Origin of the sequence: Psychrobacter sp. AOP22-C1-C5, assembly GCF_052378885.1 — a bacterium.
Lineage (GTDB): Bacteria > Pseudomonadota > Gammaproteobacteria > Pseudomonadales > Moraxellaceae > Psychrobacter.
On record NZ_JBQSYC010000017.1, the window covers coordinates 1 to 18,114 of the forward strand.

The window sequence follows — 18,114 nt, forward strand, 5'->3', positions numbered from 1 at the left end:
TACATTATATTAGCTTTTTCCTAGGGGTTATCTTCAACCAATAACATAACAAGATAGCCAAAATATTTAAGTACACTCGACGAAGCATAATAATTGCCTGTCATAGCTAAATTCTTATTAGACCGCTTACACTTTTTCTGTACTACCCGCACTTCATAGCCATGGAAACTCTCACGCGTACCGACACGTATTGAGCTATCGAGTCCTAGTTCTTTTTTAATATCTCTTGCTGCTTGCTCACTATGCGCTCTAATCTGCCAATGACTGGCATCGATAAGCTGACAACCTACTGTCACAAAATGCTGTAGCATCTCAAGCTGGGTCTCTTTAATGCCAAAATGAATCGATGAGGTGTTTAAGTTTTGTTTAACAGAAAATATATCCACAAATAACTTTAGTTCATCAGGTTTATCAGTTGACATCTGATACGCACGATCAAACGCTTTGACTAAAACCTCTTGATTTTTATGTCCCGTCGGCGCACTTAAAAGCAACCTATCATCAGAAAAAATTTGACTGGCTCTATCGTAAATCTGTCTACCTTCATGGATAGGAATACCATGCCAAAGTGCGACCTTTACCAACCGCTCTGCTCTTTTATCAATGCTTATTTTTTGAAGCTCTTTCAAGAATGCAATCACATCATAAATTTTAGGATGGATAAATATAGACGGTCGAGTATTCGCTGCGTCATTTTGTGTGTTTTGCTCATAATCTGTATTAGCTGGTGTTCTGTTATAAGAGAGAAGAGACTCTTTACTCGCAACCTTATTGATTAAATAGCCACGCATCTTAACAAGATTAGTTTGTTTGGTGCTAGGACTATAAGCTCTGCCATCTTGTCTATTTATCGTCTGATAACCAATACCTGTTACCATCTCAAACACTGTTATCGGTATAGCAAGCTTAGCTTCACTATTTTGCCAACCAGCCAGCAGATGCGCGGTATGAATGTAATGTTCAAACGTAGTATCTGGCGTTAGATGCCCTGCAAGACTTGCCAGACCAAACCAAATGCTCTGCTCTTTATTATTACCAAGTATTGCCTTAATGATATTGTCGCCATGCTTTTTATCATAGTCTGTGACCACCTGAGCCAGTGGTGAGTCGCTCAACACTAGTGCAAGATGACTAATCGTAGTATGCCGAAAGCTATGAAAGGTAAAATCATGCGTGATAAGCAGCCTGTCCCATATAATTTTCATCATATTACTAAAAAGCACTGCTGGCAGTGGCTGGTCACCCGAGCCTTGTGAGAATAAATAACGCCGCTTTAACCTTTTTTGCTGATAATAGAATGTTATGAACTGTTTTAACTCGTCATCCTTGAAAAGACTATCTATCGGTATTACTCTTTTGGCACTACTGCTTTTAAGCCTACGATAACGGTTGGGTTTAAGTATTATTTTAGGTACTTCAACCATTCGACCATTAATAAGCCCTATATCTGCAATGTCACTAACCTTAATACCAATAATTTCATTAATTCGCATACCAGTGCGATAAACAAGTGCTAAAACAATCAAACAAAGTTGCTTTTGCTCAACTTCTAACTTCGATGATTGGATGTATCTTTTCATTGCGCGATATACATGTGGTGACACCATTTCGGCTTTAACCACTTGTCGGTTGTTACCCCAAGGGAAGTATACGTAAGGTGCATCAAAGTGAGTACGTTGATGATCGTGAAAGGCTTTTAGACGTCCATAAGTAAATTTCTGACTGTCTTTTAAACGATCAAGATAAGATATCGGTTGGCCAGTAGCATTTTTATCATCATCTATATCACTAGACGTATCATCTTCAAACTCCGATGACTTACATAACATAGACGTCTTACGACCATCTTTAATTTTACTTTGAATAATCTGCTCATAGATATCCTCAAAGTCGTCGCCTTCCCACTGACCAATATTCTCATCCATAGTCAGCATCAACCAATCGCGACCAATGCAGCCGATATATTTACTGATGGTATTTAATCTAATGCTATGATCATCCAGTAGCGATAACGCCCAGCTAAGTAAGCGTTGCGCGTTAGGCTGGCTAGCATCTGTCTTTAATGTTGTGATAGTAGAAGTAGCAGCGCTTCTGGTAAGTTTGAGCGTATCTTGCACTTCTTTAATTAGATTTTTGCTAAAGCTTGGATAAGCTATAGCATTTCGCTTGTTCTGTGATTTGTCTACCGCCTGATAACTGGCATCAAACAACTCAGACCATGTAAGCGGCTCAGGGTTTGGATTGATAACTTCTTGGTTATAGCGACTCAGCTTATCAGTCGGTAGCCCAGTGGTTTTAAGATCGCCTTGTTTAACAATAGAAAGCGCCCCATCAATTAAGCTACCTTCCATCTGCCGCCAGTGATAGTTGGCATGTTTAATAAGCATTGAGTGCTGCGGACGCTCAATATCTTTATTGGTGAGTTTAAGCGTCTTTGAGATATCATTAATGATGGTGTTAAATGGTTTTATTTTTGTCTTACTCAAGTCCTTGTCTTTTAGCGCATATAAAAAACACAAACTCATATCGTCGGGTACGTAGTCGATAAAGCGCTGCAAGTCGTCACTACTATCCAGTGCGCAGCCATAGTTATAATCAGGCACGCTAAGCGGTATTACGGCTAATTGCTCTGCTTTATCTTTACCATCAGTTGCTGGCAGACTAATCTGATAAGCACGGCGCTCACTAAACAGCCAATCATATAGCGCTCTTAATATGTCAATATCATTAACACCGCCATACATGATGCTGCAGCTCACAAGGTGATTGCATGGGATTTTGATTAACATAGTCTGCAATCAGCACTTTAGCTGCGCTTTTAATGCTTTTTTTAGCGCCATCTCTGTTGAGCTGCCGCAGTTTGTGAGCACTAATGTTATCCATATAAGCGAACCTCAATTTGTTTTAGGCAAAGATCATTGGCAATCGCATCTAGATGAGGGCTGAGCTGGTGCAATTGATTAATAGAGCTTGATGACATGGGGTGCGTAAATTCTTGATCGGGATGCTCATGACCGTAAAGCGTACAAATTAGATAATCAGACACACGTTCTGTGAGCATGGATCGCAGCTGATGACGCAGCCAATTATCCTGATGACTAAAAAAATCTTGTAGCTCATATCGAACGCGGCTTGGCGTGATACCGATAAAGCCTTTTGGATTTTTTTGGTAAATTTGAATAAGCGATTGCTCTGATTGCAGAATAGCATCAAGGGGATAAGGTGTTTCAGGGCAAATTGGATTATAGATAGCGGCAAATTGCTTAATATAATCAATGTAGTTTTGTATAGCAGCGGCTAAAAACTGACTTAACGGAATGAGCCTGCCGTCAGACTGACCGTGACGCTCTTCTTTATCAGATACCCATAGTAGACGACGTTTAAAATCAAGCTGATTGAGTAATCCTGGCGCATGTTTAACCGGACGAATACCGGTTTGAATCATAATAGTGTGCCACAGCCAAACGCTATAGCTATTAAACTGCGCAGTATAGCGCTCGATACTATGATTGAGCCGTTCATTATAGCTCTCAGCGCTCATAGCCAACTGTTCAAAGAACTGCTGGCACGTAGAGGTTTCAAGCACCATATCGCTGCCAACATGGCTTTTATGACCATTCATGGACACGCTGCACTCATCTATCAATGACGCCTTTTTCTCGTCATCACAGTATGCGCTTAGCAGTGCTACTGCTTTTATATAGGTTTGCTCTAGATCAGCAGTTTTGATGCTGGTGTAATACAGCGGCGAGCTGTGCTTTACATCAACGCCTGTGAGGATGTCAGCATGTAGTGGCTTACTAAGGCCATTTTTAATCACTACAAACAATCCAGACTCGATATATTGAGCACTCAAAGCTGGCAGGTTGAGCTGATTCTTAACCTCGTTGATAGCTAGTTTGACATCATCAAGTGAAACAGCGACTTTGTCCTCTAACATGATCTGTAGCACTTCAGGTAGTGCTCGCTTGAATACGCTACCATAGCTTTGCCTGTGAGCAAGTAAATGGCTTCTGGTATTGGTGGTCACATCAATCGTGATAGCAATACTACTGACTTTACGAGTACGGTCATAAACAAAATACTGACGCTGACTGCGACCGCGCTGCCAATCATCAATTATATTGTCAATACTAAGACCGCTTAACAGTGACAGTAGTAAGACGGCATAACCCGTTCTACTTTTCATGTGTTCCTTCATAAAGCGTTGCCATAGCATCGAAAATAGCATTTGATAGCCAGTTACACTCAGCTGGCGATGATTAGTTGGGAAATGAAACTGATTGCGGCTGGCATGCTGATAGCTGCTTTTGAGCTTCCATTGCTGTAGCTCAGAGGATTTGGCGATTTGTTTGATGGGTTTAAAATTATTGTCCAGCAGTGGCGGTGTGTTATCATCGGCAATATTCTCAGCAGTTGCCACGTTAGTTGACTTGCGTGATTGTTTCGTACTAAACAATTTTTTCTGTAACGGCTCACCATCAATAACCGTCGTAGTATTAACAACACTTTGAGCTTTTTTTGAACGTTTGGCGCTCTTATCATAAGTTTTACCGATAAAAGCTTTATTGTTTATGACTACCTCATAAGCCAGCCTGATTTGACCAACTTTACTGGCAAGATACTGATTAGCAGCTTTACCCGTTGCCTCTTCTTGTTTGACGCTTATCTCATACTTTCTGATAGAAGATAAGCATGAGGATAGGTTATCGCACTGATCATGAATTCTAATTAACTCGTTGAGGATATCGCGCTGTGGATCAGCAGGCCTTAATGCCATACGAATACGAACGCCTAGTTTATCAATTTTAGCAAAATGCTTATCTTGCCTAGCTGTAATCATAAATATGATTTTGAGGTAGCCGCTCATAAACCGCCAAGCATCACTACCGCTATCAACCGCACCATACGCTTGATAAAATATAAGCAGCATATATGTAACCGCCCACTCTCCCGTTCTACCTTGCCCGATAATCTGCTGGATCACTTCAGTACAATCGATGCCCCTAAAACTAGCATTAGCAAGTGGCGCCGAACACAGTAGATCAATCTCAGCGTCTGGCACCAGACCGATAATATCAATAACCAATGCTTGCATTTGCACATAATGTGGCGAGCCTATAGGAATGAGCTTATTCAATACTCGTTTATCAGTCACATCATCGAACAGTTTAGTATCAGCCATGTCTACCATTCATCCAGTTCATGTTTTTAGGTAGACCTAATAAAGTCTCATCACATGCTACCTTACACTGCTGATATTCATAGCTACTTTGACTGATACCTGCAAAATGACAGTAATTACTAACGGTTAATCGGGGCACGCCCATCAGCTCACAGATAAGCTGCTTTGATGCATTTTGATATATGGCTTGAAACAGAGCCGGATGATTCACGCCAGCAAACCTAGATAGACTGAGAACCTCGCACCACGCCAGCCGCTTAATATCATGACGACTTTCAAGCGCAATCAGACAAGGCTGACGCCAGCTATCTTCGAACCTCATTACCTCATCGATTCGTGCAAAGTTATTGAAGAACTGATAACTGTCTCTATCAAGCATACATAACCGCAATGCTGGTCGATAATAATCATCTAAGCCTGCCAGCTGTGGTCGACGCAGAGGCAATCTATGCTGCTGCCAAACCATAAAAGCAGTTCTGGCATCAGGGTGAATGGTGAGATTTTCTGAGCTCAAAACTAACAGCTTTTGAGTTGAGCGAAGAGTCTTATTTTTCACGATAAACTGCTCTAAAAATTATCATTTCATTAATAGTACGTTATAACATAACATTATACAAGTGGATGATTTAATTATATTTATTAAAAAACATATTGGATGTAAATGAGTGCAAAGTCATTAAAAAGAGCTCTCAAAAATAACAGCGATGCCATTACTTCGTGAGAGCTATGATTGTTTTTTATCAGGTAATAATATCGTTATTTTTAGAGTTTAGAATGAATGTATAGATTCAACTACATTATTTATAAAACCTAATTTTTACTGTCTTCATCAGGTATGTATTTTAATATCTCGCATGGTGTCACCTCTAGTACTTCACACAATTTGCTTAGTGTATCGAACTCTATACGAGTCGTCTCATCGTTATAAATCCTATGAAGTGTTGATTTACTAATGTCTGTCATCCTTACTAGATCGGCAACCCGTAGTCGTCTTTCTGCTAGAAGCACAGGGAGATTACAAGAAATCACAATAAAATCCTTATTGGTAAGTAAAAAATACTTGCCAGTGACTACTTTTCTGCTAGAATAATACTCGTTGGCAATAACTAAGTTTCCGTCAAAAACTATTTTATGCTGACTAACGCTTTATTATGTCATATACCTATCTTGCTGCTCAATAGCTGGCTAATGATGGTAGGTGTGACTGTTTCAATAGATATCATTACTATAAAAAGGGAATGTTAATCGTAGGTATCAGGTCATTAAAAAGGAGCACGTTGTGGGCATCAGCATTGAATGGAGCATGACACAAAATGCTTGGGACAAACGGGTCTGTGAAGATTATTGGGCTTATGATCACAAAATCAGCTATATAGATTATATCCGTCTGCTTTGTCAAAAATATAGCATTAATACGCATGTATTATTTGAAACCGTAAGCCAATGCTACGCTTGCTTAGATGATGTGTGCTGCGAATATTGCGGAAGCGCCTGTCCTATTGAAGTACCTGCCGATATTGCTTACATGCGAGCAAAAGAGAGTTGGTTTTGCGCAGTGTGTGAGCATGCTATGTGGCGCGGGGATTCTGTTAGCAAATAGAACCAGCTTCAATTGATAGTAGCAGCCAAAGCCATACGTTTACTACGTGTGGCTTTGTTTTTCTTCAGCATAAATTCCATTCAAACGAAAAAATTCAGGCTCATCAGTACTATTTGAACTATAGTATATAAAGGTATCGTCACCAGACAACAACTCTTCAACAGCTTCTGTTACATAAGCCATGGATTCCAGTGGTAAGCTTTGCGGACTCTGCATGCCAACAAATATTCCTTTAGTATCATGAGCTTTTGCAAGTAGATTAATCAGCTTGTGTGTGGCTATCTTTATCATATCGAATTCATGCTCGCCTGTAGAGCTCGCTTGAAAAAACTGGAATGAACTGCCAACCTCAAACAAGCTTATAACATCTATTACATCTATACCGATAATAGTACTTGCGGACCTTACATCTAGCAGTTCAACGACATCATTTACTTCATTAGGCTGGCATCTAATAATGCCTTCTACAATATCTAAGCGTTCATACTCATTGTTATCTGTCTGTAAGCCTACTAAAATATCAGCCTCTGCTTTCTCTCTTAGCTCTAGTAGTGCCTGCTCATTCCAACCGTCATTGATCATAAAACAGGCGATAATAGATGGCGAATAATGGTCTTTATCTGGTCGGTATAAGGCGACACACGGAACACTATCTATTTTTGAGTTGTCGAGCTGATATTTCATGATTAGACCTTTTGTTACTCTAAATGTTATGACACTAAAAGTATCACTCGTTTTTATTTTTATACTGACTTACCGTATGATTAATGAATTTGAGGCTGTCCTAGATAACTAGTTCAAACCCTGTTTAACCCACTGTTTTAATTGTAGTAATTGCGACTTTGGGTCACTATGATTAAAACGCCACTCACATTCCTTTAAATAAAGGTGAAAATGCTCTTTTGGAACTCCGTTAAACTTGCGTAGATGCCGTTTAGCTTGGTTCCAGAAGTTCTCTATACCGTTAATATGATTCTTGTCATTAACAAAGGTTTTGGAGTGGTTGATACGATAATGAGTAAACTCACTGACATCTAATGCGTTATAGCTTTTAAATGAGTCAGTATAAACAATGCTATCAGGCTTCACTTTTTCTCTTATGATGGGGATCAAAGTATCTGCTTTAGCATTGGGTATAATACAAGCGTAGACCTTGCCATTACGCTTTAGTAGGCCAAACACGGGCACTTTGCTACCAGCACCTCGCCCTCGCTTGCCTTTACGAGTTCCACCAAAGTATGATTCGTCTACTTCGATTTCGCCTTCAAATAGACCAGGGGCTTGACTGTTCTCGTAAATAAGCAGTCTTAGCCTATGAAAGTAATAACTGGCTGTCGTTTTATTAACATCAATTAGGCTTGCTGCTGTTCTGGCGGTAGAACCGGCAACAAATAACTCGATTAGTCTGCTTTGTTTATACCAACTTAGTTTACTCTTTCTCGTAGTGCTATCCTCAATAATTTTACTTATCTAGGACAGCCCCTATAACGTGCTTCTCAGGTGACGACATCAGCGTTTTTTAGGGTACGTCATTATCAGTTTCAATAGGACAGAGAGTCGATTGTTTAATACACCCTGATACTAAAGATTGATAATAAGCACTGTCTTGTATAGCTTAGCGAATTTTTTAGTTTTCAAAGAAATACCCAGGTAGCTTGGGCAATATTGGGGTTTGTTTGAGCGCTTTTATCGTCATGATAAAACCAGCCAGCACCATTCAGGATCAGGTTTGGGTTTATCTATCGTTCAGGCTATTGCTAATGCTCATAAAGGGACGGTCAATATCACTAACAAAGATGAGTATTGTTTTGAAGTTACTGTAGGATTATTGATTGCTAAGTAGCATACACCTCAATATCCTAGTGTTCAAAATATTAATAATATGTAGACCTACTATAGGTCTATTTTATTTTGATAAGTCGAAAGGCTCTGAATGCTATTATTCATATAGTGTATAAGGCTAGATTATGAAGTCTAATTTTCTTAGGTGATGTTGTTGATATGGGGGTATGAACAAAATGCCACTTTTATCTTTTTTAGTATTGACTGCTTTGGGTTCTAGTGTTTGGACAACTGTACTGACGCTTGCAGGTTACCACTTCGGCAAAAACTACGAGGTTATAGAGACTGCGTTAGCACCCTACTCAAAGATTTTTTTATCGATTGCTATAGTAATTATAATTAGTTGGTTTATTAGGCGTCGACTAACCAGCTAAAGTAGAGGCAATATGCATCCTTAAGCTTATTATCTAACTATTTATTTTTAAGAATATATTATCTTCTTAAAGCATTACTCAACCCAAATATCTTAACGTCTTCTTAACAGGCCTCTTGTTATCGTAAGGAAACAAACCCCTTACCATCCTGTTGAGAAGCCTAGTTATGTCAACCTCTCAAGCACTTAGCACTGAAATCACCAAAGCTCCTACCAAAAAAAGCTATCTAAACAGCATTTTTAATCATGAAATTAATCTTAACTATCTGATTATTATCATTGCGCTCTATTTAGTCGCTACTGCAAATTTTGGTTTTTTCGCGCAAGTGCTTAGCATTTACCCTTTTGGTAATAACGTTGGCTTCATGGTTTCTATCACAGGCTTATTGTTTGGCTTAATGTGGCTGCTTTTCCAATTATTTTGCTATCGTCCTATTGCTAAACCAGTGCTCATCGCTATGGTAATGACAGCGGCCGTATGTGGCTATTTTACTGACGCTTATGGCACTATTTTCGATACTAATATGCTGATCAATAGTATACAAACCGATCAAGGTGAAGCGATGGGGCTGATGTCGCTAAGCTTCTTTATACGAGTGTTCCTGCTAGGCGTTATACCCGCAGTTATTATTGCTAAAATCCGCATAAAAAGAGTACCTTTACGTCGAGCGCTATGGCAAAAAGCGTTAACCTTAACCTCATCTATCGCCTTAATGGCTGTCTGCCTACTGCCCTTTGGCGATCAATACGCCACCTTTTTTCGTCAGCATAAAATGGTTCGTAGTTATGCTAATCCTATTACCCCTATTTATTCGGTTATCAAATTAGGTACCGACTATATCGATGAATTGCGTCGTCCGGATACTTTGACCCTGCATGCTACAGACGCCAAACGTATAACCCCTACTGCTGGTACTAGTGCAGCAAAACCTAAACTCATGGTATTTGTCGTTGGTGAAACGGTTCGTGCCGATCATATCGCTCTTAATGGCTACAAGCGCAACACTACGCCTTTACTTGCTAGCCAGCCAAATATCTATAGCTTTAGAAATGCGACCTCTTGTGGCACGTCCACCGCTTATTCCGTACCTTGTATGTTTAGTTATGCTAATCGAGAAAATTATGATTACAATACGGCAGACTATAATGAAAATGTACTAGATACCTTGAACAAGCAAGGCGTCAAAGTTGTTTGGCGAGACAATAATTCGAGCTCTAAAGGAGTAGCTAATAGAGTAACTTTTGAGGACTTTAAGACGCCTGATGTTAATCCAAATTGTGATGAGGAGTGTCGTGATATTGGTATGCTTGACGGTTTTGATACTTTAGTTAAGTCAGATACAGGAGTAACAGCAGACGGCTCTGCTAAAGACACCCTTATTTTATTGCATCAAATGGGTAATCATGGTCCTGCTTACTACAAACGTTATCCTAAGGAGTTTGAAGAGTACAAACCAGTATGCATGACGAACGAGCTTGCTAAATGCGATGATCAATCCGTCATCAATGCTTATGACAATGCTATTCGTTATACAGATTATTTCTTAAATAACGTGATTAATACGCTCAAAAAGTATGAGCAGGACTATGATGTGGTAATGGTATATATTAGCGATCATGGCGAAAGTTTAGGCGAGAATAATATTTACTTGCATGGCATGCCCTACGCTATCGCACCTGATGCGCAAAAGCAGGTGCCTGTCATCATTTGGTCGCCTACTAGCAATAATATTGATAAAAGTAGTCTCATTAGTACGATTAATCAGCCCGTATCACATGACTTTATTACGCCAACTTTACTTAACTTTTTCGGTATTACTACCGATGAGGTAGCAGCAGCGCCAACCTTTTTTAAAACTGTCCATTAAGACCTTCAACCTAGGCGCTACTAATATTTATACAAGAGACTATTATGTACAAGATACTTATCATCGAAGACAATCCCGATATTGTCGCCAATATCTACGCTTTTTTTGAACCTAAAGGTTTTGAGTTGGACAATGCTCATAATGGCATTAGCGGCTTAACACTCGCTGCAAATAATCGCTATGACGTTATTTTATTAGATGTCATGCTGCCGGGTATAGACGGCACCAAGCTATGTAAAAAACTGAGAGATGAGCTACATAATAAAACCCCCGTATTGATGCTGACGGCTCGTGATACGATTTTGGATAAAGTCGCAGGCTTCGATAGTGGCGCTGACGATTATCTGGTCAAGCCTTTTTCACTCATTGAGTTGGAATCACGTATCAAAGCGCTTATCCGTCGAAATCAGGATGAGTATTTTGAGCACAGCTTAGCTGTCGGACCATTATCCTTAAATGCTAATGAGCACACGATTAGACGAGAAGGTAAATCACTAAAACTGACACCGACAGGGTTTAAAATTTTAGAAACATTAATGAATGCGTCGCCACGAGTCGTCAGTAAAAGTGAGCTTGAGGAAAAGGTATGGGGTGAGGATATTCCAAGTAGCGATGCGCTACGGACTCATATGCATAGTGTACGCGTACAAGTCGACAAGCCATTTGCCAGACCTATGATAATGACGATGCCTGGAGTGGGTTATCAGATAATTAATCCGGATAAAGTATAAAATATTCTTGTACGATTTAGCGACTCAGCCTGATTGAGAGTCGTGTTAGTGATATCTACTATTCCCTTCTTACCGCCTTCTACTAGAAGTAAATACCATGTTCAGCATCGACTCCATCGCCAATAAATTTCGACTGTCATATTTTCTATTTGCCATACTACTGTGTGCGACATTCGTCAGCATTTTTGTGTACGCTGAGACAAAGATGGAGCAAGAGTTGGTCAAAGCTCGTTTGCTACAACAGCTAGAGCTTAGTCAAGAAAAGGACGGAGATCAGCCTATTTATACGGCAAAACCTGGTATCACTATTTATCGTTATAATCATGCACCTGATAATTTAAAAGCTTTGGCAACCGAGACAGTGCAAGAGATGCCCGTAACCGTGCCCACCAAAGGTGGCGATGTTAGAACGGAACTGCATTTTTTTCACTATCAAAAAAATAAGCAAAACTATATTTTGAGCTATTTAGAAGACACTGAGATGGTAATGGGGAACTACCCTGTCCTTGCCATCTTTGAGCACCTAGAAGATATCTTTGCTAATGCCTTGAGAGTTGCCGTTATTTTAAGCTTACTAATTGCCGCAATATTTTCTCAGCTATCCTCTAGGCAAATTACTAAACCTTTATTAGACTTAAAAAAAGCAGTAGAGACCGATCATCAAAATTTAACCGAATTGACCCATTTGCCCTCCGAGGTTGGCGTATTAGCACGCGCTATTGATGAGAAGAATCATAAGCTTGAGCAGTATCTCAAACGTGAGCAGCTATTTACTGGAGATGTTAGCCACGAGTTGCGCACGCCTTTGACGATTATCATGGGTGCATCAGAAGTACTGGCTTCCCAGTTAGAAGGCGATAGCCGTTTGAGCGAGTTTACTAACCGTATTAGCAATACGGCCAAAGAAACCTCTGAGATTATCAGCGCATTATTACTACTCTCGCGTGCTCCTGAAAAACTGGACGCTCCGCAAACCTCTATCAATAACATTGCTAACAATGAGGTGGAGCGCTTGAAATACTTGCTGCGTTATAAAACGGTGAGTTATACCTTAGTGGCTAAACAAGAGTATTTCGCCTATGTGCGGCCTGAACTGCTAAAAATGGCACTAGGAAACTTGATAAAGAATGCCTTTCAATACACGGATGAGGGTGAGGTAAGAGTCACTATTGATCATGAAAAAATCACCGTTACCGATACTGGCTTAGGTATTCCTGAAGCGATGATGCCTCTACTCTATGAGAGGTTCGAGCGCCTGCAACAGCAGAATAATGATACACCCTTAGCAAATGATTCTTTGTCAGAATACTTTACAAGCACTAAGGTTGAAGGCACGGGCTTGGGTCTTAGCATCGTGCAACGCATCATGACCCATATGGGCTGGCAACTTACCCATCAAGCCAATGCTGCTGGCGGTAGCACCTTCAGTATTTATTATAAATAAATTCTACTAATAAACAATCTTTAAAAGCCTAAGACACTACAAGTTAGCAGTACAGTTTAAAACCATTTCTTACTTTTAAAATACACAACGATGGCCACAGTCAATGTTACCATCACACCCCACAAGGCAAAGTAACCCTCCTTCCATTTTAACTCAGGCATATAGTCAAAATTCATGCCGTAAACGCCTACCAAAAATGTTAATGGTATAAATACCACTGACACTAAGGTCAAGGTACGTATGATTTCATTCAAACGATGGCCCTGAATTGAGAATATCAGATTGGTTTTACTATCAAGCTCAAACAACTCAAAATCAATTTCATCAATCAAATTGTTGGCTTGCTCTTTAAGTTCGGTGAAATACTTACTATCCATAGGAATAATATTAATCGTTTCCAGCTTTACAATGGTATTGCGAAGGCTCAGCGTCGCTTTCTTAAAGTTCAACATGCGACGTTTTTGCTCCTCAACCTTTTTAGTAAAATAAGGCGTTGGATTAATATTGGTCACCTTTATCGAGTCACCGTCAGCATTCAGTAATTTCTCAAACGTCTCTTCATAGTTTGCTATCAATGACTCAATCAACAGAAAAAGCAAATAATCTACTTTTTTGCTTCGAACTTGTCCTTTGCCTTCGCTTAAGCGATCACGAATCCACTGAAAATGATTATTATGATTCTCTTGCAAACTCCATAACATATTTGACGATACAACGAAAATCAATTGTTTATTATCTAGATTTTTGTCATCAGTTTTTAATACTTTTAGAGCGATAAACAGGACATTATCGAGTTCGATAACCTTATTGGCATGCTCATCATCTTGCAATAATTTAATTAAAAAATCATCAAACTGGTTCTGGATGACAACTTGTTTCATCTCATTTAATTCACTCAATCCATAAGTATTGAGCCAAAAAACTTCGTCGCCGTGAGGCTTAAAGTTTAAAATTAAGATATCTTCACAAGGTACTATTGACACTTTTGAAGGTGAATAAGTAATAAGTGTAGTGTTTCGTAAGAACTTTTCTGACATCCCTTCCCCCTATAGAAACTCCTTTAATCAAAATTTAGTAAACTTGATATCTAGAACAAATATTAGCTATGTTAAACGTTTAATAGTCTTTTAATAGTGATTTAACTCAGAAAATTAAGCAATATTTATTATATCTACTCGCTAATCAAACTCTTATTTTCCGCTAAGTTTCCCCTATGTCGTCTCTCGTATTATAGATTCATACCCACAAGGTAGCTGGCAAAACCACTAATGGTGTGTCAGAAATTGATTAATACAAAGGATGACTCTCATGAAAAACTTATCAACGCTAACCAAATCAGCAATCATCGCCCTTACTATTGCAGGCGTAGGTGCAACCGCTATCGCCGCCCCTGCTGCTAATACCAAAGCCGTAACTGGATCAAGTGAAGCTGTCAGCGCTATGCAAAGTAAGATCAGCTTAACGCAAGCAATCGATATAGCTAAACAGAATGCTAAAGGTGATCTAATCAGCGCAGAATTCGATTATGACGACGATGATGATAATGGCAACGGTGCTGTAACGGGCGAGTATGAAGTTGAGTTTGTATCAAACGGTACGGCTTACGAGGTCAAGATCGACGCCAATACTGGCAAAGTCATCGAGACTGAAAAAGAGAAGTTAGATAAAGAAGACATGGCTGAATATAGAGCGCTGATGCAAGCCAAAGTTACGCTAACTAGTGCTATGCAAAAAGCCACTCAAAGCGTAAATGGTAAAGTCATCGGTGTTGAGTTCGAGCTTGAAAAAGGTCAAGCCTTATATGACATCGAAGTTGTCAAAGACAATCAGATATATGATGTGAGCATAGATGCCAATACTGGCAAGGTTCTAAGCAGCCAAGTTGATATGGAGGATGATGGCTAAAAAGTAAGCAAAGCTAAATACTAACTCTTCATTAATAGGATGCAGTAGCCAATACCTTGATAAACAAGGTGTCGGCTATTGCTTTTTTGTATATATTGAATTTTGATATTAATATTGCCCTTTCCAAATAATTTTATAAATATTTTTTATCTTAACGCTTCCTTAACAGCTCCAAGCACATACTGATACCCAAGTGCTAACCAGTGCCCTCCTACACTGGGATCATTACAACAATAAATATATCGGTGATTGCACTTTTTCTTATTTTCACTGTAACTTCAATAGTCAGTAGTAGCCAATACCTTAATCAAACTCGGTATTCGCTACTGCTTCTTATTATATGAAATTCATCTTAACGCGATCTTAACATGCACTGTAATATCATTAAGACCTGCCAGCTATTCTAATCTTAATAAATACTAAGCTATCGATATGAATAATTCCAAGACTACTGCTCTGAGCCACGAACATACAAATCTTGATTATAAAAATCAGCCTGTATCTGATGATACTTTTGTAGCGGATAGTTTTGCAAATGAGGTTAAAGGTAAAAAAGGGTTAGCCCGTATTGTAAAAGCTACGGGGTATTCTATAGATGGTTTTAAAGCGGCTTATAAGTTTGAAGCGGCCTTTAGGCAAGTTATCTGGCTCAATCTCTTATTGTTCACGGTCATTATATTTATGCCTTTTAACGTCAGCGCCAAAATGGTGCTTGTGATTGCTTCATTCTTATCCCTCATTGTGGAGCTTATTAATACGGGTATTGAAGCGAGCGTCGATCATACTTCAACGGATCATCATCCCCTCGCTAAAATAGCCAAGGACGTGGGTTCTGCCGCGCAATTTTTGGCATTATTACTATTGTTCGTTTTGTGGTGCATGGCGTTATCTAATCTTTTATTTTAAAAAGTGCTTAAATTTTTAGCAATTTAATACATTGAGTAAGGTATTTTCATGATTTTAGAAGATAACCCAACTAACTGGATATGGCTTAAGCTTTTTTGCTTAACAATTATTGCCGCTCTAACCTTTGAGCATAGCCAATTTGATGTTCGTATTAGTGAGTTTTTCTATAATAATGGTCAGTGGCTGATAGAAAAAGGCGAACAGCCTTACGCTTTTATTTTTTATGATGGTCCTAAAGCATTATTAATCTTGTTGGCTCTCTATTTAATATCCGTATTGGTTATCAAATACAGACAATCTTCAAATATCGCCTCTATCATCGATAACAATAAAACAAGTAAATTTATTGTGCCCTTCTCAATTCGTGAAATAAGTTACTTACTTATTGTTCTTATTGTGGTGCCTTCTACTATCGCGCTATTAAAAAGCGTTACTCATGTGAGCTGTCCTAATCATCTAACGCTTTTTGGCGGGGATCTACCTTATCTTAATCTATGGCAAAATATGCTTGCTAAAACCGATACAAAATGTTTTCCAGCAGCTCATGCCAGCGCAGGATTTTCTTTGTATGGCTTAGCATTTTTACCTACTCTTTATAAGTATCGCTATCGAATATTTGAAATCGTAACCGTATTAGGCTGGACAATGGGCCTATATAAAATGATGTTTGGTGATCATTTTTTTAGTCATACCTTAGTATCGATGTTGGTGTCTTTGACTATAGCTTGTGCGCTGGCCAGCGTGTTTTTTAAGAGAACAGAGCATAATCATGCTTCAAATAACCATCTTCACACCAATCGCTATCAGCACTAAACCGCCCAGAGCTTCTGCCCAACTGCCGAGCCATGTTCCTGACTGGCGTCCTATATAAGCCCCTAAAACACTTAAAATAGCGGTCGTCAATGCGATGATTAAACAGGCAGCATAAGCATTAACTACCAACAGGTTTAACGTAAAGCCTGCTGCCATCGCATCGAGACTAGTCGCTATAGCCAATGACAGCAAGGTTTTATGACTTATATTGATCCGAGTATCGTCATTAACCGAACACGACTCATAAAGCATCTTAATCCCAAGAGCCACTAGTATGATAAAAGCGATCCAAGCAGCCCATTCCGCAAACCAACCGAGCATAGTAGAGCCAAGCGCATAACCAATTAGCGGCATCACCCCCTGAGCAACACCGAAGTATAATCCAATGAGTAACGCCATCTTTATAAACTGCGACTTACCATCGCTTCTATGTGTCGAGCCAAGACCGATTGCAGCCGCAAACGCATCCGCAGCGAGTGCTAACGCCAATAATAGTATCTCAAACATAATAAAACATTACTCTTTATAAGGGTTATCGAATGAGCAACAGCATTATAGCTCAAAAATATGAGTAGCTAACTGAACGCTTATTCTACGCTAAGCTTCTCCTATGTCTTATTTTGTATGATGGACTCATATCGACACCTCTGACATTTTCATTAACAAATCGTCAGTCATGAATTTCACGTACGGAGTAAATACGATGAAAAAACTATCAACCTTAACCAAATCCCTGCTTATTGCCGCGAGCGTTCTAGGTATTGGTACGCTCGCTGTTGCCTCAGGCCAAATACCTGCTATTTCAGGCGCAAAGACGAGTGATGCAGTCGCAATAGCGAAGAGTAAAATCAGTCTAGAGCAAGCCGTCGCTATTGCACAAAAAAAATATAACAGGTGATCTAGTAAGCGCTGAATTTGACCAAAATGATTATATGGCAGGTGGCGAGTATGAAATCGAGCTTATCAATAATGGAGTGGAGCATGAAGTAAAAGTTGATGCCAGTAGCGGTAAAGTTCTAAAATCTAAGCAGGAAAAAATGGATCAAGATGACTTAGCAGAATATAACGCTATGAGGCAAGCACAGATAACCCTAACCCAAGCCATGCAAAAAGCAACGCAAAGTGTTGGTGGCAAAATTACTGAAGCAGAGTTTGATTTTGATAACGGTATACCCGCTTACGAGATTGAAATAGCTAATGGGATGGACATACACAAACTGGTAATCGATGGCATGAATGGGCAGGTTATCAGCAGTCAGTTAGACGATGATAATTAATATTTTAAAACTTGGTTGAATATAGCTTAACAACGGCTCTACTCTGTACACTAGGGTGTGTTGACAATTACCGTAAATGGATAATCGTCGCTGCTAAATAGATATTAGCAGCAAACGACTCATCCGTTTTTTCAGCACGCATGGCAATTTTCTTGAAATCTTTCAGCTTA

18 protein-coding genes are annotated in these 18,114 nt (G+C 39.4%); 10 read left to right on the forward strand and 8 right to left on the reverse strand.

Annotated features, from left to right (window positions below):
- Nucleotides 1–20: 20 nt before the first annotated feature.
- The 4 genes from ACT3TH_RS13450 to ACT3TH_RS13465 form a co-directional block, all read right to left on the reverse strand.
- The gene (locus tag ACT3TH_RS13450) at nucleotides 21–2,759 is read right to left on the reverse strand and encodes a site-specific integrase (RefSeq protein WP_167669420.1); all 2,739 of its coding nucleotides are present in this window, start codon (nucleotides 2,757–2,759) and stop codon (nucleotides 21–23) included.
- A gap of 116 nt (nucleotides 2,760–2,875) precedes the next feature.
- Complete coding sequence (locus ACT3TH_RS13455; RefSeq protein WP_093071418.1) at nucleotides 2,876–5,185, reverse strand: hypothetical protein; 2,310 nt, start codon at nucleotides 5,183–5,185, stop codon at nucleotides 2,876–2,878.
- The gene (locus ACT3TH_RS13460; RefSeq protein WP_145989805.1) at nucleotides 5,178–5,699 is read right to left on the reverse strand and encodes a hypothetical protein; all 522 of its coding nucleotides are present in this window, start codon (nucleotides 5,697–5,699) and stop codon (nucleotides 5,178–5,180) included. The genes ACT3TH_RS13455 and ACT3TH_RS13460 overlap by 8 nt, the downstream gene beginning before the upstream one ends.
- Nucleotides 5,700–5,995: 296 nt before the next feature.
- Nucleotides 5,996–6,214 (reverse strand): helix-turn-helix domain-containing protein, encoded by a 219-nt coding sequence (locus ACT3TH_RS13465; protein WP_093071416.1) that lies wholly within the window; start codon nucleotides 6,212–6,214, stop codon nucleotides 5,996–5,998.
- A 250-nt stretch (nucleotides 6,215–6,464) separates the two neighbouring features.
- Here ACT3TH_RS13465 and ACT3TH_RS13470 point away from each other — a divergent pair, with 250 nt between their 5' ends.
- The gene (locus ACT3TH_RS13470; protein ID WP_093071415.1) at nucleotides 6,465–6,785 is read left to right on the forward strand and encodes a hypothetical protein; all 321 of its coding nucleotides are present in this window, start codon (nucleotides 6,465–6,467) and stop codon (nucleotides 6,783–6,785) included.
- A gap of 42 nt (nucleotides 6,786–6,827) precedes the next feature.
- Here ACT3TH_RS13470 and ACT3TH_RS13475 read toward each other — a convergent pair whose 3' ends face one another.
- Nucleotides 6,828–7,469 carry a hypothetical protein gene (locus ACT3TH_RS13475; protein WP_093071414.1) on the reverse strand — a complete coding sequence of 214 codons (642 nt, stop codon included), beginning with the start codon at nucleotides 7,467–7,469 and terminating at the stop codon, nucleotides 6,828–6,830.
- Between the two features lie 108 nt (nucleotides 7,470–7,577).
- Complete coding sequence (locus ACT3TH_RS13480; protein WP_444756308.1) at nucleotides 7,578–8,243, reverse strand: IS1595 family transposase; 666 nt, start codon at nucleotides 8,241–8,243, stop codon at nucleotides 7,578–7,580.
- Nucleotides 8,244–8,457: 214 nt separating this feature from the next.
- Here ACT3TH_RS13480 and ACT3TH_RS13485 point away from each other — a divergent pair, with 214 nt between their 5' ends.
- The 4 genes from ACT3TH_RS13485 (at nucleotide 8,458) to ACT3TH_RS13500 (ending at nucleotide 13,043) form a co-directional block, all read left to right on the forward strand.
- Complete coding sequence (locus tag ACT3TH_RS13485; protein ID WP_102077221.1) at nucleotides 8,458–8,628, forward strand: ATP-binding protein; 171 nt, start codon at nucleotides 8,458–8,460, stop codon at nucleotides 8,626–8,628.
- A 539-nt stretch (nucleotides 8,629–9,167) separates the two neighbouring features.
- Nucleotides 9,168–10,868 (forward strand): phosphoethanolamine transferase, encoded by a 1,701-nt coding sequence (locus tag ACT3TH_RS13490; RefSeq protein ID WP_444756302.1) that lies wholly within the window; start codon nucleotides 9,168–9,170, stop codon nucleotides 10,866–10,868.
- Nucleotides 10,869–10,912: 44 nt separating this feature from the next.
- Entirely contained in the window at nucleotides 10,913–11,599 is a 687-nt protein-coding gene (locus ACT3TH_RS13495; RefSeq protein ID WP_198334088.1) for a response regulator transcription factor, read from the forward strand.
- A 97-nt stretch (nucleotides 11,600–11,696) separates the two neighbouring features.
- The gene (locus tag ACT3TH_RS13500) at nucleotides 11,697–13,043 is read left to right on the forward strand and encodes a sensor histidine kinase (RefSeq protein ID WP_444756303.1); all 1,347 of its coding nucleotides are present in this window, start codon (nucleotides 11,697–11,699) and stop codon (nucleotides 13,041–13,043) included.
- Between the two features lie 56 nt (nucleotides 13,044–13,099).
- Here ACT3TH_RS13500 and ACT3TH_RS13505 read toward each other — a convergent pair whose 3' ends face one another.
- On the reverse strand, nucleotides 13,100–14,080 hold the full coding sequence (locus tag ACT3TH_RS13505) for a CorA family divalent cation transporter (protein ID WP_444756304.1): 981 nt from the start codon (nucleotides 14,078–14,080) through the stop codon (nucleotides 13,100–13,102).
- Nucleotides 14,081–14,351: 271 nt separating this feature from the next.
- Between ACT3TH_RS13505 and ACT3TH_RS13510 the strand changes: the two genes are divergently transcribed.
- From ACT3TH_RS13510 to ACT3TH_RS13520, 3 genes are all read left to right on the forward strand, one after another.
- On the forward strand, nucleotides 14,352–14,948 hold the full coding sequence (locus tag ACT3TH_RS13510; protein WP_025651486.1) for a PepSY domain-containing protein: 597 nt from the start codon (nucleotides 14,352–14,354) through the stop codon (nucleotides 14,946–14,948).
- Between the two features lie 432 nt (nucleotides 14,949–15,380).
- Nucleotides 15,381–15,854 (forward strand): diacylglycerol kinase, encoded by a 474-nt coding sequence (locus ACT3TH_RS13515; RefSeq protein ID WP_025651484.1) that lies wholly within the window; start codon nucleotides 15,381–15,383, stop codon nucleotides 15,852–15,854.
- Between the two features lie 48 nt (nucleotides 15,855–15,902).
- On the forward strand, nucleotides 15,903–16,667 hold the full coding sequence (locus tag ACT3TH_RS13520) for a PAP2 family lipid A phosphatase (protein WP_444756305.1): 765 nt from the start codon (nucleotides 15,903–15,905) through the stop codon (nucleotides 16,665–16,667).
- Here the strand turns inward: ACT3TH_RS13520 and ACT3TH_RS13525 are convergent.
- Nucleotides 16,629–17,174: a manganese efflux pump MntP gene (locus tag ACT3TH_RS13525; RefSeq protein WP_198334094.1), complete on the reverse strand. Its 546-nt coding sequence runs from the start codon at nucleotides 17,172–17,174 to the stop codon at nucleotides 16,629–16,631. The two genes, ACT3TH_RS13520 and ACT3TH_RS13525, sit on opposite strands and share 39 nt — an antisense overlap.
- A 196-nt stretch (nucleotides 17,175–17,370) precedes the next feature.
- Between ACT3TH_RS13525 and ACT3TH_RS13530 the strand changes: the two genes are divergently transcribed.
- Both ACT3TH_RS13530 and ACT3TH_RS13535 read left to right on the forward strand, forming a co-directional pair.
- A complete protein-coding gene (locus ACT3TH_RS13530) occupies nucleotides 17,371–17,565 on the forward strand; it encodes a hypothetical protein (protein ID WP_444756306.1) in 195 nt (64 codons plus the stop codon).
- A 34-nt stretch (nucleotides 17,566–17,599) separates the two neighbouring features.
- On the forward strand, nucleotides 17,600–17,944 hold the full coding sequence (locus tag ACT3TH_RS13535; RefSeq protein ID WP_444756307.1) for a PepSY domain-containing protein: 345 nt from the start codon (nucleotides 17,600–17,602) through the stop codon (nucleotides 17,942–17,944).
- Nucleotides 17,945–18,114: the final 170 nt, after the last annotated feature.

Coding starts and splice junctions, on each gene's coding strand:
- ACT3TH_RS13495 (WP_198334088.1), top strand. CDS start 10,913: ATGTACAAGATACTTATCATCGAAGACAATCCCGATATTGTCGCCAAT.
- ACT3TH_RS13525 (WP_198334094.1), bottom strand. CDS start 17,174: ATGTTTGAGATACTATTATTGGCGTTAGCACTCGCTGCGGATGCGTTT.
- ACT3TH_RS13475 (WP_093071414.1), bottom strand. CDS start 7,469: ATGAAATATCAGCTCGACAACTCAAAAATAGATAGTGTTCCGTGTGTC.
- ACT3TH_RS13505 (WP_444756304.1), bottom strand. CDS start 14,080: ATGTCAGAAAAGTTCTTACGAAACACTACACTTATTACTTATTCACCT.
- ACT3TH_RS13535 (WP_444756307.1), top strand. CDS start 17,600: ATGGCAGGTGGCGAGTATGAAATCGAGCTTATCAATAATGGAGTGGAG.
- ACT3TH_RS13520 (WP_444756305.1), top strand. CDS start 15,903: ATGATTTTAGAAGATAACCCAACTAACTGGATATGGCTTAAGCTTTTT.
- ACT3TH_RS13510 (WP_025651486.1), top strand. CDS start 14,352: ATGAAAAACTTATCAACGCTAACCAAATCAGCAATCATCGCCCTTACT.
- ACT3TH_RS13515 (WP_025651484.1), top strand. CDS start 15,381: ATGAATAATTCCAAGACTACTGCTCTGAGCCACGAACATACAAATCTT.
- ACT3TH_RS13530 (WP_444756306.1), top strand. CDS start 17,371: ATGAAAAAACTATCAACCTTAACCAAATCCCTGCTTATTGCCGCGAGC.
- ACT3TH_RS13490 (WP_444756302.1), top strand. CDS start 9,168: ATGTCAACCTCTCAAGCACTTAGCACTGAAATCACCAAAGCTCCTACC.
- ACT3TH_RS13500 (WP_444756303.1), top strand. CDS start 11,697: ATGTTCAGCATCGACTCCATCGCCAATAAATTTCGACTGTCATATTTT.
- ACT3TH_RS13455 (WP_093071418.1), bottom strand. CDS start 5,185: ATGGCTGATACTAAACTGTTCGATGATGTGACTGATAAACGAGTATTG.